At 71.4% G+C, this 22,975-nt stretch carries 21 protein-coding genes and 1 tRNA gene; 6 read left to right on the top strand and 16 right to left on the bottom strand.

What is annotated here, in order from left to right; genetic code table 11:
- Positions 1-48 precede the first annotated feature (48 nt).
- From mshC to OG607_RS37545, 5 genes are all read right to left on the bottom strand, one after another.
- Complete coding sequence (gene mshC / locus OG607_RS37565) at positions 49-1,278, bottom strand: cysteine--1-D-myo-inosityl 2-amino-2-deoxy-alpha-D-glucopyranoside ligase (RefSeq protein ID WP_405733408.1); 1,230 nt, start codon at positions 1,276-1,278, stop codon at positions 49-51.
- Positions 1,279-1,446: 168 nt separating this feature from the next.
- On the bottom strand, positions 1,447-2,289 hold the full coding sequence (locus OG607_RS37560; RefSeq protein ID WP_405733405.1) for an SCO1664 family protein: 843 nt from the start codon (positions 2,287-2,289) through the stop codon (positions 1,447-1,449).
- Positions 2,247-2,843, bottom strand: coding sequence for a DUF3090 domain-containing protein (locus tag OG607_RS37555; RefSeq protein ID WP_405733402.1), 597 nt, complete (start codon positions 2,841-2,843; stop codon positions 2,247-2,249). Before OG607_RS37555 ends, OG607_RS37560 begins: the two co-directional genes overlap by 43 nt.
- 107 nt (positions 2,844-2,950) lie before the next feature.
- Complete coding sequence (locus OG607_RS37550) at positions 2,951-3,643, bottom strand: histidine phosphatase family protein (protein ID WP_405733399.1); 693 nt, start codon at positions 3,641-3,643, stop codon at positions 2,951-2,953.
- Between the two features lie 79 nt (positions 3,644-3,722).
- Positions 3,723-4,508 carry a ferritin-like domain-containing protein gene (locus OG607_RS37545; protein WP_405737309.1) on the bottom strand — a complete coding sequence of 262 codons (786 nt, stop codon included), beginning with the start codon at positions 4,506-4,508 and terminating at the stop codon, positions 3,723-3,725.
- A 273-nt stretch (positions 4,509-4,781) separates the two neighbouring features.
- Between OG607_RS37545 and OG607_RS37540 the strand changes: the two genes are divergently transcribed.
- Entirely contained in the window at positions 4,782-5,390 is a 609-nt protein-coding gene (locus OG607_RS37540; RefSeq protein ID WP_405733397.1) for a hypothetical protein, read from the top strand.
- Between the two features lie 119 nt (positions 5,391-5,509).
- Here the strand turns inward: OG607_RS37540 and OG607_RS37535 are convergent, their stop codons facing one another.
- A complete protein-coding gene (locus OG607_RS37535; protein WP_405733394.1) occupies positions 5,510-6,559 on the bottom strand; it encodes an LLM class F420-dependent oxidoreductase in 1,050 nt (349 codons plus the stop codon).
- Between the two features lie 137 nt (positions 6,560-6,696).
- On the opposite strand from OG607_RS37535, the gene OG607_RS37530 reads away from it, so the two are divergent.
- Entirely contained in the window at positions 6,697-7,677 is a 981-nt protein-coding gene (locus tag OG607_RS37530) for an aldo/keto reductase (RefSeq protein WP_405733391.1), read from the top strand.
- On the top strand, positions 7,608-9,581 hold the full coding sequence (locus OG607_RS37525) for a helix-hairpin-helix domain-containing protein (RefSeq protein ID WP_405737306.1): 1,974 nt from the start codon (positions 7,608-7,610) through the stop codon (positions 9,579-9,581). Before OG607_RS37530 ends, OG607_RS37525 begins: the two co-directional genes overlap by 70 nt.
- A gap of 12 nt (positions 9,582-9,593) precedes the next feature.
- Here the strand turns inward: OG607_RS37525 and OG607_RS37520 are convergent, their stop codons facing one another.
- Positions 9,594-10,208 carry a hypothetical protein gene (locus tag OG607_RS37520; RefSeq protein WP_405733388.1) on the bottom strand — a complete coding sequence of 205 codons (615 nt, stop codon included), beginning with the start codon at positions 10,206-10,208 and terminating at the stop codon, positions 9,594-9,596.
- A gap of 47 nt (positions 10,209-10,255) precedes the next feature.
- Here OG607_RS37520 and OG607_RS37515 point away from each other — a divergent pair, with 47 nt between their 5' ends.
- Positions 10,256-10,444: a DUF5703 family protein gene (locus OG607_RS37515; RefSeq protein ID WP_405733385.1), complete on the top strand. Its 189-nt coding sequence runs from the start codon at positions 10,256-10,258 to the stop codon at positions 10,442-10,444.
- A 124-nt stretch (positions 10,445-10,568) separates the two neighbouring features.
- On the opposite strand, the gene OG607_RS37510 is transcribed toward OG607_RS37515, so the two are convergent.
- The 3 genes from OG607_RS37510 to OG607_RS37500 form a co-directional block, all read right to left on the bottom strand.
- Positions 10,569-11,495, bottom strand: a complete 927-nt coding sequence (locus OG607_RS37510; RefSeq protein WP_405733382.1) for a chaplin family protein — start codon at positions 11,493-11,495, stop codon at positions 10,569-10,571.
- Positions 11,496-11,646: 151 nt separating this feature from the next.
- A complete protein-coding gene (locus OG607_RS37505; protein WP_405733379.1) occupies positions 11,647-11,880 on the bottom strand; it encodes a chaplin in 234 nt (77 codons plus the stop codon).
- 155 nt (positions 11,881-12,035) lie between these two features.
- The gene (locus tag OG607_RS37500; protein ID WP_405733376.1) at positions 12,036-13,364 is read right to left on the bottom strand and encodes a M20/M25/M40 family metallo-hydrolase; all 1,329 of its coding nucleotides are present in this window, start codon (positions 13,362-13,364) and stop codon (positions 12,036-12,038) included.
- Positions 13,365-13,510: 146 nt separating this feature from the next.
- Here OG607_RS37500 and OG607_RS37495 point away from each other — a divergent pair.
- Positions 13,511-13,595, top strand: a tRNA-Leu gene (locus OG607_RS37495).
- Positions 13,596-13,725: 130 nt separating this feature from the next.
- On the opposite strand, the gene OG607_RS37490 is transcribed toward OG607_RS37495, so the two are convergent.
- The gene (locus OG607_RS37490; protein ID WP_405733373.1) at positions 13,726-16,185 is read right to left on the bottom strand and encodes a glycoside hydrolase family 2 TIM barrel-domain containing protein; all 2,460 of its coding nucleotides are present in this window, start codon (positions 16,183-16,185) and stop codon (positions 13,726-13,728) included.
- A 135-nt stretch (positions 16,186-16,320) separates the two neighbouring features.
- Between OG607_RS37490 and OG607_RS37485 the strand changes: the two genes are divergently transcribed.
- Positions 16,321-17,298, top strand: coding sequence for a LacI family DNA-binding transcriptional regulator (locus tag OG607_RS37485; protein WP_405733370.1), 978 nt, complete (start codon positions 16,321-16,323; stop codon positions 17,296-17,298).
- Here the strand turns inward: OG607_RS37485 and OG607_RS37480 are convergent.
- From OG607_RS37480 to OG607_RS37460, 5 genes are read right to left on the bottom strand one after another with little or no spacing between them, the layout of a single operon-like run.
- Complete coding sequence (locus tag OG607_RS37480; RefSeq protein ID WP_405733367.1) at positions 17,287-18,267, bottom strand: ABC transporter ATP-binding protein; 981 nt, start codon at positions 18,265-18,267, stop codon at positions 17,287-17,289. The two genes, OG607_RS37485 and OG607_RS37480, sit on opposite strands and share 12 nt — an antisense overlap.
- Positions 18,264-19,259, bottom strand: coding sequence for an ABC transporter ATP-binding protein (locus OG607_RS37475; protein WP_405733364.1), 996 nt, complete (start codon positions 19,257-19,259; stop codon positions 18,264-18,266). Before OG607_RS37475 ends, OG607_RS37480 begins: the two co-directional genes overlap by 4 nt.
- Complete coding sequence (locus OG607_RS37470) at positions 19,252-20,220, bottom strand: ABC transporter permease (protein WP_405733361.1); 969 nt, start codon at positions 20,218-20,220, stop codon at positions 19,252-19,254. The genes OG607_RS37475 and OG607_RS37470 overlap by 8 nt, the downstream gene beginning before the upstream one ends.
- Positions 20,221-21,222 (bottom strand): ABC transporter permease, encoded by a 1,002-nt coding sequence (locus tag OG607_RS37465; protein WP_405733358.1) that lies wholly within the window; start codon positions 21,220-21,222, stop codon positions 20,221-20,223. It lies immediately after the preceding gene.
- Entirely contained in the window at positions 21,219-22,952 is a 1,734-nt protein-coding gene (locus OG607_RS37460; protein WP_405733355.1) for an ABC transporter substrate-binding protein, read from the bottom strand. The genes OG607_RS37465 and OG607_RS37460 overlap by 4 nt, the downstream gene beginning before the upstream one ends.
- Between the last annotated feature and the right edge of the window lie 23 nt (positions 22,953-22,975).

Below are 22,975 nucleotides of genomic sequence, written 5' to 3'. Positions count from 1 at the left end.
TCGCTGAGGGCGGCGGCGCTCATGTCCTGCGGCGGATCACGTCTCGCGTCAGAGCGCGACGCCCAGCAGCGCGTCCACCGCTCGGGAGATCACCCCGGGCGCCCCGGTGTCCGTACCGCCCTCGCGCTCCTGGAGAGCGGCCCAGCGGTCCACGGCGGCCAGTGCCGCCGGCGCGTCCAGGTCGTTCGCCAGCGCCTCGCGGATCTCCTCCACCACCGCGTCCGCCGACGGCCCGTCCGGCCGCGACACGGCGGCACGCCACCGGCCGAGCCGCTCGGCGGCCTCGGCGAGCACGCCGTCCGTCCACTCCCAGTCGGACCGGTAGTGGTGCGCGAGCAGGGTGAGCCTTATGGCGGCCGGGTCGACGCCGTCGTGGCGCAGCTTGGACACGAAGACCAGATTGCCCTTGGACTTGGACATCTTCTCGCCGTTCAGCGCCACCATCCCGGCGTGCACATACGCCTTCGCCATCGGGAACTCACCCGTCAGCACCTGCGCGTGCGAAGCGCCCATCTCGTGGTGCGGGAACGCCAGGTCCGAGCCGCCGCCCTGCACGTCGAAGCCCATCCCCAGATGGTCCAGCGCGATCGCCACGCACTCGATGTGCCATCCCGGACGCCCCGGCCCCAGACTTCCCCCGTCCCAGCTGGGCTCGCCCTCCCGGGCCGACAGCCACAGAATCGGGTCCAGCGGGTTCTTCTTCCCCGCCCGGTCCGGGTCGCCACCGCGCTCGGCCGACAGCAGCCGCATCGCGGCGGCGTCCAGGTTCGACACCTTCCCGAAGTTCGGGTCCGACTCGACGGAGAAGTACACATCCCCTTCGAGCTCGTACGCCGCCCCCGCGTCCCGCAGCCGCTCCACCAGCGGCACGATCCCCGGAATCGCCTCCACCGCGCCGATGTAGTGGGCAGGAGGCAGCATCCGCAGCGCCGTCATGTCCTCGCGGAACAGATCGGTCTCGCGCTCCGCCAGCCCCGTCCAGTCCTCGCCGTCCCGCGCCGCCCTCTCCAGCAGCGGGTCGTCGATATCCGTGACGTTCTGGACGTAGTGGACCTGGCGCTTCGTGTCCAGCCACACGCGCTGCACGAGGTCGAACGCGTTGTACGTGGCCGCGTGCCCCATGTGGGTGGCGTCGTAGGGAGTGATCCCGCAGACATAGATGCGGGCGACCGGACCGGGGGCCAGGGTTACCCTGCCACCGGTCGCGGTGTCGTGGAGACTGAGGTCGCGTCCGCTGCCCGGAAGGGCGGGGACGTCTGAAGCGGGCCAGGCATGCATGTCATGAGATTAACCGCCCGCCTGATCAGCAAACGACCCCACTGCCTGCGCTTCGCGTGATCCCCGTCATGAATTTCAGCCCGTCCGGCGTTTGAGGACACGCCCGCAGGGCGTTCGGGGGTCCAGGGGGCTTGCCCCCTGGTTCGGGAAGGGGCGGGGTGGGGGAAGCTAAATCGGCGGCCAGGGGATCGCCGGCCACTCGCCACTGGGCTCGGGGTGACGGCCGGCCGCCAGAAGGCCAGCCACCCGGTCCCGTACGGCCTGAAGCTCGCTCCCGGTGATCAGCCCGGCGAGGCGCGCACCGAGCCCGCCATCAGCCAGCTCCGCCGCGAGCCGCTCCAGGACCTCCCGGGCCTCCGCCTCGAGCGGCTCCCCCGCCCAGCCCCAGAGCAGCGTGCGCAGCTTGCCGGCGGCGTTGAAGGTGACGCCGTGGTCGATGGCGTAGAGCCGCCCGTCAGGGGCCGGCAGCAGGTGCCCGCCCTTGCGGTCGGCGTTGTTGATGACGGCGTCGAGGACGGCCAGCCGCCGCAGCCGGACGTCGTCGGCGTGGACGAGCAGAGCCGTACGGCCCTCGCCCACCTCGGCGAAGCCGACGGCCTTCCAGCCGGGCCCGGGCTCCTCGGAGTCGAGGAGGGCGAGCAGCCCGCCGCCGTCCGGCTCCTCGGCCGCCGTCTCGATCCAGAGCTGGCACATGCCCTCGCCGTAGGGGCCGTCCCGCAGGACGGTCGGGGGCACCAGCCCCCACCCGGTGGCCTCGGAGACGAGATACGCGGCGAGTTCGCGGGCGGCGAGCGTGCCGTCGGGGAAGTCCCACAGGGGCCGCTCGCCGGCGACGGGCTTGTAGACGCAAGCGGCGGCCCGGCCCTCGTACTCGACGCCGCAGTAGAGCACGGCATTGGACGCGTCACGCAGACGGCCGCGTACGGTCAGCTCACCGTTGGCGAGGAGAGCGAGATCAGCCGTCACCGTCAGGCTGTCGCTGACCGCCGGTACCCGTTCTGACGCGGGCATACGTGTCCTTCCGGGTCCAGGGGCAGGCTGCAGAGCGGGCACGGCGGGCGGCCGGCGGAGACTACGTCGAGGGCGCGCTTGGCGAAGGAACGGGCCTGGGCGCCGGTGAGGCGGACCCGCAGCAGCGGGGGGCCGTTCTCGTCGTCCTGGAGGAGCAGCTCCTCGGCCGCTTCCAGGTCGTCGTCGGTGTCGGCGTCGATCTCGACGAGTGCCTGGGCCTCCAGGATCATCCGCTCTTCCGCGCCGTCCCAGGCCAGGGCCATCGTGCCGACCCGGAACTCCTCCTCGACCGGCACTTCGAGCGGCGCGGTGTCGGCCAGTTCGGCAGGGGCCACGGCGGGCACCGGCGCGGACCCGGAGGTCCGCCGGACGACCTCGTCGAGCAGCTCGTCGATCCGCTCGGCCAGCGCCTCGACCTGGGTCTTCTCCAGCGCCACGCTGGTGGTCCGGCCCGCGGCGGTGGCTTGCAGGAAGAAGGTGCGCTGGCCGGGCTGGCCGACCGTCCCGGCCACAAACCGGTCCGGCTTGTCGTAGAGGAACACCTGACGCGGCACTTCCCGCTCCGTTTGCTCGTTCTTGGGGGGCACTTGTCGGCCTGTCGCCAGCCCGTACCGGCTCACCCGTACAGGCTCACCACCCTACTGCGGACTGCGGACGCTGATCACGAGGCACCCGTGCCGCCACCGACCACCGCGTCGTCCGACACGGCCTCGATCCGGGGCGCCAGGGCAGCGAGGTCACCGGTGTCACCGAGCCGCAGCAGGTAGGGCCGTTGCGCGGTGTAGCGGATCACGGTGAGAGAGCAGGGGTCGACGGCGAGCCGCTGGAAGAGGTCCAGGTGCATGCCGAGCGCCTCCGCGGCGATCGACTTGATGATGTCGCCGTGCGAGCACAGCGCGAAGACCGCTTCCGGGCCGTGCTCGGCCTCGATCCGGTCGTTCCACTCCCGCACCGCGTCGACCGCGCGGGCCTGCATGGCCCGTACGGACTCGCCGCCCTCGCCGGGGAAGACCGCCGACGACGGATACCGCTGAACGGTGCCCCACAGCGGCTCCTCGGCCAGTTCGACGAGCTTGCGGCCGGTCCAGTCGCCGTAGTGGCACTCGCCGATCCGGTCGTCGGTGTGCAGCGGCAGCCCGGGGCGGGTGTCGAGCAGCGGCTGCACGGTCTCGCGGCAGCGCTGCAGCGGGCTGGTCACCACGGCGGCCAGCGGCAGCCCGGCGAGCCGGCCGGCCAGCGCGCCCGCCTGCTCACGGCCGCTGTCGTCCAGGGCTACGCCCGGGCTCCAGCCGGCCAGCACGCCGTCGCTGTTGGCGGTGGACCGGCCATGCCGGACAAGGATCACGGTGGGCATGCACGTCACCCTACGTCGGGCGCCCGACGCGCAGGGAACCGGCCGGTCCCGGCTCTGCTCAGCCGCGCCCGGACAGGCCCTAGACGGCTTCCGCGACCGGCGTCGGGCCGCCCATCGCGTCGCGCCGGGCGGGCATCGCGAGCGTCACCATGCGCCGCCAGCCGTGCAGCCGCTCGTACGCGTACACCGCGTGGATGCCGGCCTGCAGCGCCAGCGCCTTGGGTTCGGGCCAGCGCAGGATGCGGCCCATGTTCGCCATCACCGCGAGGCTGACATCGCGGTAGACGCGGATCTCGGCGAGCGCGCACTCGCGCAGGGTGCGCTGGATGACGCGGCCCTGCCCGGCGCGGGCGAGGGACAGCAGTTCCTCGTGGCAGTAGGCGAGGTGGTTGTCCTCGTCGTGCGAGATCATGCGCATGGCCCTGCCGATGTCCGGGTGGTCCCCGAAGTGCCTGGTGAGCAGCGCCATCTGCTCGGCCGCGCGCTGCTCGGTCACCCGGCTGTGGGACAGATACGTGACGATGTCCTGTTCGGACAGCGGCTCGTCGCGGCGCAGCTTGTCGTGGGCGAGGCCGATGCCGGAGCGCTCCAGCAGCATCGTGTAGTCGGTCTCCGGCGGCACTGGGGCGGGGTCCAGACCGCGCTTGTGCAGCAGCGCGTTGAAGATCCTGCCGTGCTTGTCCTCGTCCGCGCCGTGCCGGGCCACCTTGGGCGCCAGCTCCCGCTGGGAGACGGGGACGAGGGCGGCGATCCGGCCGTTCTCCCAGCCGCCCTGGGACTCGCCGCTCGCGGCGATCGAGCAGAAGAGCCGGAACGATTCGTCGTTGTCGAGGATCTCCTGGAAAAGACTCTTGGCCGACAGCATCGCGTACCTCCCGGAAACGGACATATGCAAATCAAAATTCAAGTCTCGCGTCGGCGATCGGGCAACAGGGAGGCACCCGCCCGGCCGTAACTCCTGGCGTTCAGGTGCGTTGTGTTTAGTGACGGCCGTGGCGGGGAAGACCCCCGAGCCCCCACCACGGCCGCAGAATCGCAGTGATTCGCGACCCGACGTGACTTGTCGTATCTCCTGGGTAAGGTGCACACGGCGAGGGAAACACCAGGGGTCGGGATCGCGAAGCAGGTGCAGGTGGACATGTTCAGCAAGGCCACGAAAAGCCGTCCGACAGCGAATCGGCTGGGGCCGGCCGGCTCGGACTGGTCGCCGTACGACCGCCTGGACGACGCGGCGCACGCCTATTTCCTGCACGCCGACATCGCCCTCGAAGCGATCGCGGGAGTCATCGGACGCCGCCGCGTCCGCGGTTTCACACTGGAGCGGGTCGTCGACCTCTCCGAGGCCGGCACTTCTGTCTGGCAGGAGGCCGCCGTCTGCGACGGCCGCCGCCTCATCCTCTGGCACAGCGAGGAGCTGGCCGACGACGACGCCCCCGGCGGCACCGTCCTCGACTCCTCCGTCCAGGTCCTTCCCCTCGGCGCCATCGGCCACGTCGGGATGCGCACCCTCGTCGGCCGCGACGAACAGGGCGGCCGCGTCGACCGCGGCGTCTTCGTCGTCCTCGCCACCGCCATGCCGCACGAGCTCAGCGCCGTCCCCACCGGCGACGCCGACGGCACCGTGGCCGCCGCCCGCTTCCGCCCGGAGGCGTTCCGCTTCAGCAAGTCCCTCGACGACGGCGGCCCGGGCCAGATAGCGCGCCTGATCGACTTCGGCCGCCTCCTGGGCCGCCTGGTGCCGGGCTAGGCATTTCAGCCCGTCCGGCGTTTGAGGACCGGGGGTCCGGGGGCAGAGCCCCCTCACGCGGCGCCAGCCACAAATCGGCTGGGGCCGGGATGGGGCGGGGTGGGGGATTCTCCCCGTCCTTACGCCACCCCGGCCAGCTCGAGCGCCTCAACGCCCGCCCGCAGCGCGGCGACCCGCTCATCCAGCGTGAACCCCGCAGGGGTGAGGCTCAGCGTCGTGACGCCCGCCTCCGCGTAGGCCCGCATCCGGTCCGCGATCCGCTCCACCGAGCCCAACAGCGTCGTGGAGTCGATCAGATCCCGCGGCACCGCCGCGCCCGCCCCGGCCTTGTCGCCGGCCAGGTACTTGTCCTGGATCTCGGCCGCTTCCTTCTCGTAGCCCATCCGCTGCGCGAGCTTGTTGTAGAAGTTCTGCTGGCGGCTGCCCATGCCGCCGACGTACAGCGCGGTGTACGGACGGAAGAGGTCCGCGAGCGCGTCCACATCGTCGCCGAGCGCGATGGGGACGGTCGGGCAGACGTCGAAGCCGTCCAGCGTCTTGCCGGCCTTGGCGCGGCCCGCGCGGATGGGGGCGAGCGCGGTCTCCTCGATGTGCTCGGCGGACGGAAAGATGAGCAGCGCGCCGTCCGCGATCTCGCCGGTCTGTTCGAGGTTCTTGGGGCCGATCGCGGCGATGTAGAGCGGGATGTGCTCGCGCTCGGGGTGGACGATGAGCTTGAGCGGCTTGCCGGGGCCGCCGGGCAGCGGCAGGGTCCAGTGCTCGCCCTCGTAGGACAGCTTCTCCCGCGTCATGGCCTTGCGGACGATCTCGACGTACTCGCGCGTCCGGGCCAGCGGCTTGTCGAACTTGACGCCGTACCAGCCCTCGGAGACCTGGGGGCCGGAGACGCCGAGGCCGAGGCGGAAGCGGCCGCCGGACAGGGAGTCCAGGGTCGCGGCGGTCATGGCCGTCATCGCGGGGGTACGGGCCGGGATCTGCATGATCGCCGCGCCGACGTCGATCCGCTCGGTGTGGGCGGCGACCCAGGAGAGCACGGTCGGCACGTCGGAGCCGTACGCCTCGGCGGCCCAGCACACGGCATAGCCGAGCCGGTCCGCCTCCTTGGCGACGGCGAGGTTGTCCGAGTCCATCCCGGCGCCCCAGTAACCGAGGTTGATCCCGAGCCTCATACCGCTCCCCTTACCGATCAGTAACGTCGTTGTTCCCCGGACCATATCGCTCCGGCGGCGATCCGGAGCAGGTCCGGGGCCTGTCGGCTTCGTCACCTCACCCCACAAACGGCCTCTGGCCAGTACTCTCACCGGTCATGGAGCAACGGCATCTCGGTCGCACCGGCCTGCGCGTGTCCCGGCTCGGGCTCGGCACCCTCACCTGGGGGCGGGACACCGGAGAGCGGGACGCGGCGGACCAGTTGAAGGCCTTCTGGGAGGCCGGCGGGACGCTCGTGGACACCGCCGACGTCTACTCCGACGGCAGCGCCGAATACCTGCTCGGGCGGCTGATCGAGGACCTGGTCCCCCGCTCCGACCTGGTGATCGCCACCAAGGCGGGCAGCGTGCCCGACCCCGACCGCCGCTTCGACGGCTCTCGCGGCCACCTGCTGGCGGCGCTGGACGCCTCGCTGCAGCGGCTCGGCACGGACTACGTGGACCTGTGGCAGGTGCACGCCTTCGATCCCACGTCCCCGCTCGAAGAGACCCTGCAGGCCCTCGACCTGGCCGTCGCCTCGGGGCGCGCCCGTTACGTCGGGGTCTCCAACTACTGCGGCTGGCAGCTCGCCAAGGCCGCGACCTGGCAGCGGGCGGTGCCGGGCCGCACCCCGCTGGCGAGTACGCAGATGGAGTACTCCCTGCTCCAGCGCGGCATCGAGCGCGAGGTGCTGCCCGCCGCGCTGGACCTGGGCGTCGGGCTGCTCCCCTCCTCCCCGCTCGGACGCGGCGTGCTCACCGGCAAGTACCGGCACGGCACCCCGCCGGACTCGCGCGGCGGCTCGGAGGCCATGGCGCCCTTCGTCGCGCCCTACCTGGACGAGCCCGCCCGGCGCATCGTGGACGCCCTGGCCATAGCGGCGGACGGGCTGGCCGTGACCCCGCTGCAGGTCGCGCTGGCGTGGATCCGCGACCGGCCCGGGGTGGCCGCGCCCATCATCGGCGCGCGCAACGCGCAGCAGCTCACGGCGGCATTGTCAGTGGAGGCCCTTAGTCTTCCGGGAGAGATCTGCGAGGCGCTGGACGATGTGTCGGCGCCCCTGCACCGCTATCCGGACCACGACTGGAGCACGCTCTGATGACCGACGACCACGACGCCGCCAACGCCGGGACGAAGCTGTCGCCCGAGCTGCGCGACCTGGCGGCGGCGGTAAAGGCGATCGAGCGCGGCGAGAAGCCGGCGGCCCCGGCCCCCCGCAAAGCCGCCGCCCCCGCGGCCCCTGCCGCCCAGGCCGCTCCGGCCCCGGCCGCCGCCGAGCCGCCTCGCGTGCGCCCCGTCATCCCCTCCTCCGCCGACGCGCTCTCCGACGCGCGGGCCGTACTGGCGGCGGGCGGGGCTCCGGAGACGCTCGCGGAGCCCGCCGTCGCCGCGCTGGGCGAGCGGGCCGGGGAGCTGCTGCGGGAGGACCCCTGGCAGGTACTGGCCCTGCCCGGCGTACGGGTGGAGCACGCCGACGGCTTCGCGAAGGCACTGCTGGGCGGCGAGGGCGGCCCGGACGACGAGCGCCGCCTGCGGGCGCTCGTCAGCTGGCTGCTGGAGCGCGCGGCCGAGCAGGGCCACACGGCGCTCGAAGCCTCCGTACTCCAGGCCGCGTTGGGCAAGCAGTCGGTGGCCGACCCGGAGGAGGCGCTGCGGGCGGCCGTGGCCGACGGCGGCGTACTGGTCTTCCACGACGCGGAGGACACGCCCGCCAAGCGCACCGAGGAGGACGAAGAGGCGCCCGTACGGCTGTTGTTCGGCCTGGACCGCTACGCGCTCGCCGAGGAGAGCCTCGCGGACGGCCTGAACCGGCTGCTCAACACCTTCGAGGGCGCCGACGGGGATGCCGATGGGGGTGCCGATGACATCCCGGCGGACTGGGAGGGCGCGGCGGCCGCCGCCGCGTCGCCGTCCGCCGCCGCGCTGATCCGGGCGGCCGCGCGCAGTGGCCTGGTGGCGCACACCGGCGGCGAGGCGGCCCGCGCCGAGCCCGTCGCGCTGGTGGCGGCGGCCCGGTCGCTGGGCCTGCGGGCGTACGCGGCCGCGTACGCCCGCGGCGACGGGGACACGGTGGTGACCGTCGCGGGCCTGCTGGCGGGTACGCAGGGGCCGGGGCGCGACGAGGACGGCTCCCTCGCCCTGGACCTGCTGGCCGTGCTGGACGCGCCGATGCTGGACGTCGAGTCGGCGGCGACGCTGGTGGAGGCCGTGCCGGACGGTGCGCGGCTGGTGCTGAGCGGCGATCCGGGCGTGCTGTGGTCGGTGGGCCCGGGTCGGGCCTTCGCGGATCTGCTGGCGGCGAAGACCTGTCCCCAGGTGGCGTCGCGGACCCCGGATCCGGGGCCGATCGGCGAGCTGGTCTCCGGCATCGGCATCGGCGAGCTGGAGCAGGTCGAGGCCCCCGGCAAGGAGGTCGTGACCGTCCCGGTGCGCGATGCGGGCGAGGCGGTGCACCGTACGGTCCAGCTGGTCGCCGACTCGGTGCCGCGTGCGATCGGTGTGCCCGCCGACCGGACACAGGTCATCACCCCGGGCCACGGCGGCGCGGCCGGCACCCGCGTGCTCAACGCCGCCCTGAAGGAGCGCCTCAACCCCGGCCCCGGCCGCTTCGGCGGCTTCGACCCGGGCGACCGGGTGGTGCACGGCGCCGCCTTCGGCACCGTGGTGACCGCTGACGCGGACGGGCTGCACCTGGACTGCGGCGGCGCCCCCCTGGTCGTACCGCGCGACGCGGTGGCGGCCGGCGCCGTACGGCACAGTTGGGCGGTGACCGCTCACCAGGCGGCCGGGATGCGCTGGCCGGCGGCGGTCGTGGTGCTGCCGGGAGACGCGGCCGGTGCGCTGACCCGGGCGTGGGCGTACACGGCGTTCGGCCGGGGCGAGCGCCATCTGTCCGTCGTCCAGGGTGTGGGCGAGGCGCTGGCGCGGACGGTCGCCGAGCTTCCGGCCAAGCAGCGGACGACCCGCCTGCGGGCGGTGCTGCGCGAGCAGGCGGGCGCGTAACTCCGGGGCGGATCAGCGGTCGGGGTCGAGGGCGTCCAGCTCGTCGTCGAAGACCGCGCTGACGTCGAAGCGGCAGATGACGAGCTGGGGGTCCGCCTGGTCGAAGGGGGCTCCCAGCCACTCGCCCGGTTCGGCGGCCTCGGCCACCGCGGACACCCAGAGCGTGGAGTCGCCCTCCTCCAGGCCGAACTCCTTGTGCCGCTGGGCGATCTCATCGGGTTCGTACTCCCCGAAGAGCACCCCGACAGCGGTGTTGACGCTCGCCCCGGCCGTTTCGTCGTCCGCCCCGGCGACCCGCTCGGCCTGGGCGAACAGCCGCTGCGGCTCGGCCACCGTGTAGTCGCGCCGGATCAGCACACTGATCGCGGCCGGGTCCTCGGGACCGGCGTACTCGGGCAGGTTGTCGCCGGAGGGCACCTCGAAGGGGGTGACCTCGTCATAGGCCTCGTAGAGCAGCTCATCGTAGGCTTCCGCCGCCGCGGCGAGGGCGTCGAACGCGGTGTAGATCGCGGGGTCGTCCTCCCCGCTGCGGCTCTCGATCGCTTCGAGGTGGCGGTCCAGCGCGGTCTTGACCGCCTCGGCGGCGGCTCGTACCTCGGCAACGTTGGGCTGCACAGCATCAGACATGAGGCAGACGCTATCCCTACCAGGGTGTTCCCCGCACAATAGATGCGATGCCCGAATACGAATTCAGAGAGATGTACGTGCCACGGGGTGTGACCCGCCAGGAGGCACAACGGCTGCTGACCGACCACGCGGAGTACGGCCACTGGGAGTTGGACCGGGTCCGCCTCTACCCCGACGGCAGCCGCAAGGTGCGGCTGCGACGCCGGATCATCCGCCAGGTGAGAGCCACGTGGTGAGCGCCGGGTAACGGTGCGTTGACACAACGTGGAGCGGGGCCCCGCAACTCACGGGGCCCCGTTCCATGCGGCTCTTGAAGCTCTGCCAGCTCTGGTAGCTGTCAATGCTGCCGTCGTGCTGCTCTCAGCCCCGGACCTTGCGGGAGCGACGGAAGAGCACCGCGCCGCCGAGGAGCATGCCGGCGCCGGTCACCAGGGTCAGGCCCAGGTTCTCCGAGCCGGTGTGGGCGAGCTGCGGGCCGGACGGCGTCATCGCCTGCTGGCCGTGCGGCTGCCCGGGGTGGCTCGCGTGACCCTGCTTCACCGGCTGGTGCGGCTTGGCGGGCTGGTGCGGCTTGGCCGGCTGGTGGCCGGACGGCTTGCCGGGGTGGTGCGGCTGACCGGGGTGACCGGGGTGACCGGGGTGCTGCGGGCCCTTCGTGCCGTGCCCGGGGTGGTGGGCGTGGTGGCCCGACCCCTCCACGTTCGCGCAGGTGTTGCCCAGCGCGGGGTTGGCCGCGGCGATGCCGTTCACCGAGTTGCCGCACACGTTCACCGGCACATCGACGGGCACCTGGACGACATTGCCCGAGACGACGCCGGGCGAGCCCTTGGCGATGGCCTCGGCGGAGGAACCGCCGCCGTGGTGGTCCGAACCGTCGTGGCCCGAGCCGTCACCGGAGCCGTGGCTCCAGCCGTGGTCGGACCCGTGGCCCGAGCCGTGGCCCGAGCCGTGGCTCCAGCCGTGGTCGGAACCATGGCTCGAACCGTGGCTCGACCCCTGGCCGGAACCGTGGCTCGACCCGTGGGCGTCCTTGTGGCCGCCGCTCGCGTTGACGCAGGTGTTGCCCGTCGCGGGGTTGAGCGCGCCCACGATGTTGATTGTGTTGCCGCACGCGTTGATCGGCACATGGACCGGCACCTGGACGGTGTTCCCGGAGAGCACACCCGGTGAGCCGGCGGCCACACTCTGAGCGTTCGAGTCGGCGTAAGCCAGCCCGCCGGTGGTCACCGCCAGCACACCGCCCGTGGCGACGGCGGTGAGCAGGCCCTTCTTCGCGACCTGTCGCATGATTCTCCCTGCCTTGGAACTGCTGTGAACTGCGTTGGAACTGCCGGGGAAAGAGCAGAAGGAACAAAGGAACGGAGCCGTGTCGGCCCCGGAACGCTGTGAGCATTCCGGGGCCGACCGGGGTCAGGCCCTCAACGGGCCCGACGCAACGTCACTTGTTGATGCAGGTGTTGCCGATCGCCGGGTTCAGCAGCCCGCCGAGGTTGACGGTGTTGCCGCACACGTTGATCGGGATGTGCACCGGAACCTGAATGACATTGCCGGACAGCACACCCGGGGAACCGACAGCGGCGGCCTGAGCGCCGGCGTCAGCGACGGCCACGCCCGCGCCAGCAGCCACGAGACCACCGGTGACAGCGGCAGCAGCGACGACCTTCTTGATCATTTTTCCTCCTCGTTGGCAAAACGGCCCCAACTGCGGACCGCATACGACACAACGACCTCGGAGGGAGGCGGGCTACTACCGCCCGGATTCATTCACTCTTTTCGGCTAAACAGGCAGGAAGGCGAAACCAAGGGGCGATTTTGTCAGCACTGGTTTCAGCAGTCGTCGAGGAAACGGTCCAGCACCCGGACCCCGAACTTCAGCCCGTCCACCGGCACTCGCTCGTCCACACCGTGGAACATCCCCGCGAAGTCCAGCTCCGGCGGCAGCTGCAGCGGCGCGAAACCGAAGCAGCGGATCCCCAGGTCGTCGAAGGACTTCGCGTCCGTACCGCCGGACAGCATGTACGGCACCGCGCGCGCGATCGGGTCCTCCGCCTTGAGCGCCGCCGTCATCGCGTCCACCAGCGACCCGTCGAAGCCGGTCTCCAGGGCCTTGTCCGAGTGCACGTCCTCCCGCTTCACGCGCGGGCCCAGGATCCGGTCGAGGTCGGCGAGGAACTCCTCCTCGTACCCCGGCAGGAAGCGCCCGTCGACATGGGCCGTCGCCTGCCCCGGAATCACGTTGACCTTGTATCCGGCGCCCAGCATCGTCGGCGCCGCCGTGTTCCGCAGCGTCGCCCCGATGATCTTGGCGATGCCGCCCAGCTTGGCCAGCGTCGCCTCCATGTCCTCCGGGTCCAGCTCCGTGCCCAGGGCGTCGCCCAGCTCGTCCAGGAACGACCGCACCGTCTTGGTGACCCGCACCGGGAACTTGTGCCGCCCCAGACGGCCGACCGCCTCGCACAGCTCTGTGATCGCGTTGTCGTTGTTCGTCATCGACCCGTGGCCGGCCGTGCCGTCCACCGTCAGCCGCATCCAGTGCATGCCCTTCTGGGCCGTCTCGATCAGATACAGCCGCAGATTCTCGTTCACCGTGAACGAGAAGCCCCCGACCTCGCCGATCGCCTCCGTCACCCCTTCGAACAGCTCCGGGTGCTTCTCCACCAGGTGCCGCGCCCCGTAGACCCCGCCGGCCTCCTCGTCCGCCAGAAAGGCCAGGACGATGTCCCGCGGCGGCTTGCGCCCGCTGCGCAACCGGTCGCGTACGACCGCCAGCGTCATCGCGTCCATGTCCTTCATGTCGACCGCGCCCCGGCCCCACACGCAGCCGTCCGCGATCTCCCCCGAGAACGGGTGATGCGTCCAGTCATCGGCGTTCGCCGGCACCACATCGGTATGCCCGTGGATCAGCAGCGCCGGTCGCGACCGGTCCTCCCCCGCGATCCGCGCGACCGTCGAGGCACGCCCCCGGTGCGACTCGAAGATCTGCGGCTCCAGCCCCACCTCCGCGAGCTTCTCCGCGACATACTCCGCCGCCGCCCGCTCCCCCGGCCCCGAATGATCACCGTAGTTGCTCGTGTCGATCCGGATCAGGTCCCGGCACAGGTCCACCACCTCGTCCTCGCCGGCGATCGTACGGGGGGCCGAGTGCGACTCGCTCACGCTGTCTCCTCCTCATTCGGGCTTCCCCGCCATCCTCCCCCGCCTGTCTACCCCGCGCCCACGAGGACCCGTGATCGGGGCACCTCCGAATGTTTGCTATCGTTTCCTACGTCGCCGCGGCCGCGAGGCAGGCGACGAAACACCTGGTCCGGGTGGCGGAATGGCAGACGCGCTAGCTTGAGGTGCTAGTGCCCTTTATCGGGCGTGGGGGTTCAAGTCCCCCCTCGGACACTTTTTCAATGCAGATAAGTGGTGCTGGTCGAGTCTCGGCCGGCACCATTCGTGTTTTCGTGTTCGTGGCGATCAACGCCGGGCCGGCCCCATGCGCGCGGCTTCGGACAGCACCCGCCGGCGGGTGCTGCTACTCGACGGTGACCAGGACTTCGACCGGATCGCACTCGGGTGCTGAGGCGAGGAGACGGATCTTGCCAGGGCCCGTCGGGCGGAGTACGGCCAAGGCACGGCCTTCATACGTACGGCGCTCGGTGGCGTCGAAGCGTTCCTCGGTGGACGGATCCGCGCTGCCGAAGCCGAGCAGGACACCAGCCCCGGAGACGTCCACGCGCACCGGGCGGTCGGCCGCGGTGTGGAGGGTGCCGTCGGGGTCCGTCAGGGTGAGGGTGATGTACGCGAGGTCGCCGCCGGTCGCCGTGATGACCCGGCGGTCGGTCTCGGCGCGCAGGCGCGCCGGGCCGATCGCGGAGCGCAGGGTGTGGCGGCCGGTCTCGGCGCCGTCGCGGTAGGCGATGGCGAGGAGTTCGCCGGGCTCGTACGCCGTGTCGAACTCGGTGCGGAAGCGGTGCTTCCCGCCCACCGGCCGGCGCCCGAGGGAGCGGCCGTCGAGGAGGAGCTCGACCTCGTCGGCGTCGCCGTAGACCTCGATCGTGATCGGTTCGCCTTCGAAGCCGGGCCAGGTCCAGGTCGCGACGGTGTCGCTCCATGCCCAGGGCGTCCCGGCGTAGGTCCTGTCGTGGTGCTGCGGACGCCGGACGGCCAGGTAGGGCTGGGCGCGCAGGCCGAAGACGATCTCGCGGTAGTAGGAGGCGGGGCGGCGGTGTCCGGTGATGTCGATGTCGCCGCAGCCCGCGACCAGGTAGGGATACGGCGCGGTGTGGGAGGGGCGGTGCGTGTCGGAGGTGAGGTACTGGGGGCGGCCGATGCCGACCTCGCCGAGGTAGTCCCAGCCGGTCCAGGTGAAGTCGCCGATGACGTGGCCGTGCTGCTTGACCAGGCGCCAGTTGCCGTCGATGCGGGTGGGGAAGGTTTCGGTGCCGAGGATGATGCGGTTGGGGAAGAGGTCCTTGTCCAGGGCGTAGCGGGCCTCGGCGTAGTTCATTCCGGCCACGTCGAGCACGGCGAAGGACTCGGCGGTCTTGTGCGTGACGAGGCCGGAGGCACTGATCGCGTTCATCGCGTCTCCGGCGTCGGCCATGAGGGTGTTGATGCCCTTGCCGTCGTCGGCCGCCTTCTCCTGGGAGCGCTGCATCAGGGCTCCCAGGTCCGCCATGACGGCCAGCATGCCGTTGACGGCGTTGGTGACGTAGCGGGTGTTGTCCAGGGCGCGGACCTTCTCGGCGAGCTTGCGGCCCCATGCGGCTCCGGCAGGCGATCCGGTCTCGGGGATCTCGTTGCCGATCGAGTAGAGGATCACGCTGGGGTGGTTGACGTCCTTGGCGACCATCGCCTCGATGTCGCGCTCCCACCACTCGGGGAAGTTCAGGCTGTAGTCGAACTCGCTCTTGGCCGAGGTCCACACGTCGAAGGCCTCGTCCACGACGAGCATGCCGAGGCGGTCGCACGCCTCCAGCATCGCCTTGCTCATGGGGTTGTGGGACATGCGGATCGCGTTGAACCCGGCGTCCTTGAGGAGCTGGACCCGCCGTTCCTCGGCGCGGGCGAAGGTCGCCGCGCCCAGCACGCCGTTGTCGTGGTGGATGCACGCGCCGCGCAGCTTGACCGTCCCGCCGTTGATCCGCAGCCCGTGCTCGGGGTCCAGGCTCAGCGAACGGATGCCGAAGGTGACGGTCTCGGCGTCCACTTCCCCGTCCCGGTCCGAGTCCTTCAGGGTCACGCGGGCCGCGTAGAGGGCCGGTGACCCGGGGCTCCACAGCTGCGGGCCGCGGACGTAGAGGCGCCGGCGGGCGGTGGCGGGCTCGCCGGGCAGCAGCGTGAGCTTCGAGAGGTCGGTCGCGACGACGCTCCCGTCGGCGTCGCGGATCTCGGTGACGACATCGACGGTGCGGATCGCGATCGAGTCGTTCTCGACCCTCGTCGCGACCTCGACCACCGCCCGCCCCCCGTCGATGTCCGGGGTGGTGACGCGGAGCCCGTCGGGCGCGATCCGGACCACCTCGCCGACGAGCATCCAGGTGTCGCGGTAGATGCCCGCGCCGGTGTACCAGCGCGAGTCACGATGGGTGCGGGCCTCGACGCGGATCTCGTTGTCCTGGCCGAAGCGCAGGAAACGGTCGGCGTCGATGAAGAAGTGCGAGTACCCGAAGGGCCGCTGCCCGGCATAGTCCCCGTTGACGTACACAACGGCATCGCGGTACACGCCCTCGAACTCGAAGAGGATCCGCTTGCCCCGGTGCTCCTCGGGAACGGAGAAGGTCTTGCGGTACTCGTACGTCCCGCCCGGGAAGTACGCGCCGGCGCCACCCTCCATCGTGACCTCGCCGCCCGGGGCGGCACGCTCCCGCCCGGTCATCGCGTCGTGCGGCAGCGTCACCGGCCGGTAGGGAGTCTTCGGGCCGGACAGCTCGGCGAAGGGATTGACCTTGGGCCGGGTCTGCCAGTCGTCGTTGAAAGATACGCGGATCAAATTCTTGACCTCCCTCTGTTCGAACACCCTGATCTGCTGCGCCGCCGCTACTAATGCGCATTACTAATGCGCATGAGCAAGCTACCATGGACAAGCACAGCAGGACCACGCACTCCCGTCCACGAGCAGAAGGCCATGACGCGACCCGCCAAGCGCCCCACCAGCACTGATGTCGCACGCGCCGCCGGCGTCTCGCAGACCACGGTGAGCTTCGTGCTGAACGACAGACCCGGGCAGTCGATCTCCGAGGCGACCAGACGCCGCGTCCTCGATGCCGCCCAGGGCCTTGGCTACCGGCCCCACGCCTCCGCGCGCACCCTCGCCGCCGGGCGCAGCGACATCGTCCTGCTCTCCGTCCCCGACCTGCCGGTCGGCGCGAGCATCAACCGGATGATCGAAGAACTCGCCGTCTCGCTCGCAGAACACGGCCTGACCCTCGTCACCCACCTCGTCAGCGCGCACGGGCGCCCCCTGCCCGAGGTGTGTGCCAGCGTCGACGCCTCGGCGGTGCTCGGGTTCGAACCCTTCGACCAGGACACCGTCGAGGCCCTCCGCCGGCTCGGCGTCACCGTCGTGCCTCCGGCGAACGTGGACCACTCTCTGGCCATGCGGCCGATCGGCCGCCTGCAGGCCGACCACCTGATCAGCCGCGGACACCAGCGGATCGGCTACGCCCTGCCCGAGCACCCCGGCTTCCGGCGGATGGCCGAAGACCGCCTCCGTGGCGTCATGGACGCCTGCACCGACCTCGGCCTCGCCCCGCCCGTCGTGCTGAGCACGAGCCTGGAGATCGCCGCTGCCGCCCGGGCCGTGACGGGCTGGATGAGCGAGTCCGTGACGGGCGTGTGCGCCTTCAACGACGACACGGCGATGGCCGTACTGGCAGGGCTGCGCGAGCAGGGCCTCACCGCCCCCGCCGACCTCGCCGTCATCGGGGCCGACGACATCCCCACTTCACCCCTGACGGCTCCGCCGCTCACCAGCATCCGCTTCGACCTGCACGAGGTGGGCCGCCGTCGCGCCGAAGCGGTCATCGCCGGCCTGTCGGGCCGCGAACCCCACCTCACCTTCGCCTCGGTCAACCCGCAGGTCGTGCAGCGTTCATCCACCTGACCCACGCGGGCCGACGAGCGGGAAATGGCAGGCGCTGAGGCGGCCGGGGGCGGCTTCGGTCAGCGGTGGGCGTTCGGTGCGGCAGAGGTCTCGGGCGTAGGGGCAGCGGGGGTGGAAGGCGCAGCCGGCGGGGCGGTCGGAGGGGTTGGGGACGTCGCCGGTGAGGACGATGCGTTCGCGGGGAGCAGGGTCGGAGCCGTCGTCGATCTCGGGGACGGCGGAGAGCAGGGTCTCGGTGTAGGGGTGGGCGGGGGCTGCGTACAGCGCTTCCGCGTCGGCGAGCTCGACGACCTCGCCGAGGTACATGACGGCGATGCGGTCGGAGACGTGCCTTACGACGCCGAGGTCGTGGGCGATGAAGACGTACGTGAGCCCGAACTCGTCCTGGAGGTCGGCGAAGAGGTTGAGCACCTGGGCCTGGACGGAGACGTCGAGGGCGGAGACGGGTTCGTCGGCGACGATCAGTCTGGGGCGGGTCGCGAGGGCTCGGGCGATGCCGATGCGCTGGCGCTGCCCGCCGGAGAACTCGTGGGGGTAGCGGTCGAGGTGGGCGGCGGACAGGCCCACGACCTCGAAGAGCTCGGCGACGCGGTCGCGTATCGCGCGTGCGCTGCCCTGCCGGTGGACCTTGAGCGGCTCGGCGACGATGTCGCCGGCGCGTCGGCGGGGGTTCAGGGAGGCGTAGGGATCCTGGAAGATCAGCTGGAGCCCGGCGCGTACGGGGCGCAGCCGCCGGGCGCCGAGGGCGGTGATGTCCTGGCCGTCGAACTCGACGCGGCCGCTGGTGACGTCGGTGAGCCGGACGAGGCAGCGGCCGAGGGTGGACTTGCCGCAGCCGGACTCGCCGACGACGCCGAGGGTCTCCCCGGCGCGGACGTCGAGGGAGACCCCGTTGACGGCGTGGACGGCTCCGGCGCGGCCCGCCGGGTAGCGCTTGACGACCTCGGAGGCGCGGAGCAGGACGGTCATGGGGTGGTCTCCTCGCGGCGCAGGGCGGCGCGGTCGTCGGTGGGCAGCCAGCAGGCGTCGCGGTGTGCGCCGCCGGTCAGCGCGGGCCGTTCGTCGCAGGCCGCGTGCCGCATCCGGCAGCGCGGGGCGAAGGCGCAGCCGGCGGGGATGTCGAGCGGTGAGACGGGCATACCGGGGATGGCGGGCAGCCGCCGCAGGCGGGGGCCGGTGACGCGGGGGACGGAGTCCAGCAGGCCCCAGGTATAGGGGTGGCGGGGGGTGCGGAAGACCGCCGGGCGGGGGCCTTCCTCGACGGCCCGGCCGCCGTACATCACCAGGACGCGGTCGGCGATCCGGGAGACCACGCCCATGTCATGGGTGATCAGGACGATGGCCGAGCCGCCGGCGTTCTCCCGCCGCATCAGGTCCAGGATCTGGGCCTGCGTCGTCACGTCGAGCGCGGTGGTCGGCTCGTCGGCGATCAGCAACGCCGGCCCGCAGGCCATCGCCATCGCGATGACGGCCCGCTGGCGCATGCCCCCGGAGAACTCGTGCGGATAGCTGTCCACGCGCCGTGCCGGGTCGGGGATGCCGACCTCCTCCAGCAGGCCGATCGCGCGGGTTCTGGCCTCCTGCCGGGTGATGTCCTCGTGGGCGCGGATCTGCTCGGCGATGTGCCAGCCGACCGTGTAGACCGGCGTGAGGGCGGTCATCGGGTCCTGGAAGACCATCGCGATGTCCCGGCCCCGGATCGCGCGCAGCTCCTTGTCCGGCATGGTCACCAGATCGCGGCCCCGGAACAGCACCTGGCCGGTGACCGTGGCGTTGGGATCGCGGATCAGGCCCAGCAGGCCCAGCATGGACACGCTCTTGCCGGAGCCGGACTCGCCGACCACACCGAGGACTTCGCCGGGAGCCACGGAGAAGGACAGCCCGTCGACGGCGGTGACGGTGCCGCGCCGGGTGCGGAAGGAGACCTTCAGGTCCCGTACGTCGAGGAGTGGTTCAGACATGGCGGGCCCTCGGATCCAGCTTGGCGTACACGACGTCGACCAGCGCGTTGGCGAGGACGACGAAGAAGGCGGCGTACAGGACCGTGCCCATGATCACCGGCAGGTCGACGTTCTGGAGCGCGTCGTACGTGAGCTTGCCGACCCCGGGCAGGCCGAAGACCACCTCGGTGAGAAGGGCCGCCCCGCCGATCAGCGCGCCGATGTCGAGGCCGAACAGCGACACGAGGGGAATCAGCGAGCAGCGCAGCGCGTGCCGGATGAGGATCCGGCGCTCGGAGACGCCCTTCGCGCGTGCGGTGCGCACGTAGTCCTCGTTGAGCGCGGCGACCACCTCCGAGCGCAGTACGCGGGCGTAGAACCCGGCGTACAGGGCGGCCAGCGTCAGCCAGGGGAAGAGCAGGTGCAGCGCCCACTGGAGCGGGTCGTCGGTGAGGTTGACGTAGCCCAGTGGTGGCACCCAGGCGAAGACCGAGTCGTGCAGGCGGTTCTGGGTGAAGAGGTTGACGACCTCGCCGAGCCAGTACACCGGCAGGGAGAGGCCGATGACGCCGACGAACATGATCAGCGGGTCCACGAGGGTGCCGCGCAGGGCGGCCGCGGCGGTGCCCATGAGGACGCCGGCGATCAGCCAGATGACGGCGGCGCCGAGCACGAGGGAGAGGGTGACCGGCATGGCGTGGGTGATCTGCGGGACGACCCGGGAGCCGCGGTTGACGAAGGACTCCAGGTCGCGGGTGACCAGCAGGTGCTTCATCAGCAGCAGATAGCGCATCGGCAGCGGCCGGTCGAGTCCGAAGGTATGCCGGACCTGGGCGAGGGTGGCGGGGTCGGCGTTGCGGCCGGCGATGCGGGCCGCCGGGTCGACGCCGGGAGTGGCGAAGAAGATCAGGAACACCAGCACGCTGATGGCGAACAGTACGGGGACGGCGGCCGCGAGGCGCCGCAGGGCGAAGGAGAGCACTCACACCACCCCGCCGCGCACCCGGGCGCCCGGGTCCAGCGTGTCGCGTACGCCGTCGCCGAGGACGTTGAGCGCGGCGGCGGTGAGCGCGATGAGCAGGCCGGGGGCGATGGTCACGGCGGGCCGGGTGTAGAGCAGCCCGAGGCCGTCGTTGATGATCGTGCCCCAGCTCGCGTCGGGCGCCTGGACGCCGACGGAGAGGAAGGACAGGGCGGACTCCGTGAGCATGTTGAGCGCGGTCATCAGGGGGATGAAGACCAGCACGGTCGGCAGGACGTTCGGCACCACCTCGCGGCGCATCACGCGCGTCACGGGCGCGCCCGAGCCGATCGCCGCCAGGATGTACTCGCGGTTGCGCAGCGCGATCACCTGGCCGCGCAACGGCCGGGCCACGTACGGGACGTAGACCGCGGCGATGATGGCGATCGGCACCCACAGGCTGCCCGGCCGGACGGTGACCGGACCGAGCCGCAGCCCGTTGGTGAGCAGCACCACCGACAGGCAGATCGCCAGCAGGTAGACCGGGAACGCCCAGACCACGTCCAGCACCCGGGAGATCACCCCGTCCAGCCAGCCGCCCGCGTACCCGGCGACGATGCCCAGCACCGCCGCCGCCAGGCAGCACAGCACGGCCGAGGTGAGGCCGATGAACAGGCTGTTGCGGCCGCCGTAGAGCAGCCGGGCCATGACGTCGCGGCCCTGGTTGTCGGCACCGAGGAAGTAGTGGGCCGGGTCCCAGGTGGGGCCGATCGGGGTAACGCCGAGGCCGAGGCCGGTGGTGCTGGGGGTGAGCACCGGGACCGTCTTGCCGCCCACGACCGTGGTGCCGGAGACGGCGGAGCGGAACGGGTCGGTGTGCGCCACGTGGCCGGCGTACAGCGGGGCGCACAGGCAGGCCGCCACGATGAGGACGAAGAATCCGGCCGCCGCCATCGCCGGCCTGTTGCGGGCCAGCTGGCCCATGGCGGTGCGCCATGGGCCGGCCGGGCGTGCTGTTGTCACTTCACCCACAGCTGGTCCACGAGCATGTAGAACTGCTTGCTGAACTGGTAGTTGCCGACCCGCGTGGATGTGAAGTCCACCAGCTTCGGGGTGAACAGCGGCACCAGCGGCGACTTGGCCATGACCGCCTGGTCGACCGCGCCCCACTTGGTGTTGGCGGCCGTCATGTCGGTGCGTTCGGTGGCCAGCGCGTCCTGCATCTGCGCGTCGACCGTCTTGTCGCAGAAGCCGGCGATGTTGATGCTGGAGTCGCTGCCGGCGTGGAAGGACCCGCAGGACAGCAGCACGTTGAGGAAGTCCGAGGCGGCCGGGTAGTCCTGGTACCAGGAGGTCAGGGCCAGCTGCACCTTGTTCTTGGTGTTCTGGATGTAGGTGAACTGGATGTTCGCCGAGAGCGGCTTGAGAGTGGCCTTGTAGCCCAGCTGGGTGAGCAGGCTCTGCAGGTACTCGCCTATCGACTTGTTGACCTCGTCGTCCGGGACGACGATGCCGACCTCCTGCCCCGCCGTCCCGGAGGCCTTGACCAGCGCCTTGGCCTTGGCGAGGTCGGGCGCCTTCCAGGTGGTGCCGCCGCCCTTGGTGTAGTCGCAGGTGTCGGTGTGCCCCGGGAAGCCGGGCGGCAGCACGGTGCAGACCGGCTGGGCCAGGTTGGTGCCGCCGTAGAGGCGGACGGCGGCGCTGCGGTCCACGGCCCAGTTGATGGCCTGGCGGGCCTTGAGGTTGTTGAACGGCGCCTGGTTGACGTTGAGGGTGAGGTAGTACATCGCGGTCAGCGGGCTGACGTGCACCTGCTTGGCGTACTTGGTGCCGATCTCGTTGAGCCGGTCGGCGGGCGGCGGGTCGAACATCCAGTCGGCCTGGCCGTTCTCCACGGCGGTGACCTCGGCCTCCACGGTCAGGCCGAAGGTCTCGTCGATCTCGTCCGGGTAGCCCTGCGGCTGGGCCTCGCGCGACCACTCCTTGAAGTACGGGTTGCGGACCAGCTTCAGCGCCTTGTTGGGGTCGTAGGAGGCGGCCTTGTACGCGCCGGTGCCCGGCAGCGGCGTCGTGCCGGCGTCTTTGGCCGGGGAGCCCTTCGGCACGATGCTGGCGTGCGGCACCGCGAGTTTGTAGGGGAACTCCGGGTCGGCGGCGGTGAGGTTGATGGTCACCGTGTCGGCCGCGGCGTCGCCCACGACGCCCTTGGGCAGGGTGCAGCCGGCGGGCTTCTTCAGGCAGGCGTCGGCACCGACGATGCCGTTGTAGAAGGACCCGGCGGTGGGGCTGGAGACGGTGAAGACGCGCTCGAAGGAAGCCACGACGTCGTCGGTCGTCAGCGCCTTGCCGTTGGAGAACTTGATGCCCTTGCGGAGGGTGAAGGTGTACGTCTTCCCGCCGTTGGTGACCTTCGGCATCGACGCGGCCAGATCGGGGACCACGGTGAAGGAGGCCTGGCCGCCGACCTTCTTGAAGGCCAGCAGGCCGTCGTACATGCCCTGGTAGAGCTGCCAGTACTGGAGCGTGTAGTTGACCTGCGGGTCGAGCGAGCCGGCCGCCGACTTGGCCACCAGGTGCAGGGTGCCGCCCTTGTGCGCGCTCTGGAAGGCGGCGGGCGCGCCGGAGGCGGAAGTCGGGGCCGTGGAGGTGGAGTCCGCGGTGCCGCCGTCGCCGGAGGAGGAGCAGGCGGTGGCCAGCAGGGCGAGGGCGGCGGTGCCGGTGACGAGGACGGTACGGGTGGCGGAGCGGGGCATGGTGGCTCCCAAGGGGGGTCGAT

It is taken from the genome of Streptomyces sp. NBC_01537 (assembly GCF_045040445.1).
GTDB lineage: Bacteria > Actinomycetota > Actinomycetes > Streptomycetales > Streptomycetaceae > Actinacidiphila.
Note: the sequence above shows the minus strand (reverse complement) of the source record. Positions and strands in the feature narration are given on the sequence as shown.